We start from the raw sequence: 1,057 nt of genomic DNA, 5'->3' as shown, positions 1-1,057 counted from the left end.
ATTCTCGGTAGTACTATGAAAACTTGAGGCGATTATTACTTACAATCGAAATAAGCTCAATTATCAATTGCATTATCATTACGGTCAAATTATGATCCTTGCAGTTTTTTTGAGATTAGCCTCTATCCCTTATGTGGTGGGGTTTAAGTGAGTATATATGAGCGTCGATATTGATAAATTTGACGAATCAGTTCTGGGCAGCGATAGCCCTGACCCCCTGAGATTTGCTTTTGTGAAGAAGCACTCGGCTCATGCTGGCGGAGCGAGTGTGCCAGTACCGCCACCTCAACAAGCAGGGGTTTTGTCGAGCATTACTTCTGACCAAAACGTGAGAAACAACAAACGCTGTTTGTACATTCACGTACCATTTTGCCGTGTTCGCTGTACTTTTTGTAACTTCTTTCAGAATGCGGCCAGTCGCAAACTTGTCGATGAGTACTTCGCTGCTTTAATGCAGGATTTGAAGGAGAAAGCAGCACTTCCTTGGACGCAAAGCGGCATCTTCCATGCGGTTTACATTGGTGGTGGAACGCCGACCGATCTTTCTCCCGAACAAGTTCGCGTGCTGGGGCAGGCCATTCATGATTATTTCCCTCTCGCGTCTGATTGCGAAATTACTTTAGAAGGGCGCATCAATCGTTTTTCCGATGAGTTGTATCAAGGTGCGTTAGATGGCGGCTTTAATCGCTTCTCTTTTGGCGTGCAGAGCTTCAACACTCAAGTTCGTCGCAGTGCAAAGCGTCTTGATGATAGAGAAGACGTACTTAAACGCGTTTCGGAACTGGCGAAGGAAGACAAAATCCCAGTCATCATCGACTTGTTGTACGGTTTGCCTTATCAAACTAAAGAAATACTTGAACAAGATCTTAACGATTTTATGTCGACAGGCGCGCATGGCTTGGATTTGTATCAGTTGGTCGTGGGTGGAACTGCGCCAATGCTCAGTCTCGTTGAAAAAGGCAAGATCCCACCACCAGCGACGACGCCAGAGAAAGCGGGCATGTATGAGCTGGGTGTAAACTTTATGGCGAAGCACCATATGAAGCAGTTGAGCGTG

At 46.0% G+C, this 1,057-nt stretch carries 1 protein-coding gene; it reads left to right on the top strand.

Annotation, left to right across the window (positions count from 1 at the left end):
* Positions 1-157: 157 nt before the first annotated feature.
* Positions 158-1,057, top strand: a 900-nt coding sequence (hutW, locus tag R7O12_RS26750; protein WP_318127097.1) for a heme anaerobic degradation radical SAM methyltransferase ChuW/HutW, incomplete at its 3' end; no start/stop codon positions are given.

The sequence above is a fragment of the Vibrio sp. Vb1574 genome (genome assembly GCF_033338675.1).
This window is presented reverse-complemented; position numbering and strand designations above follow the sequence as displayed.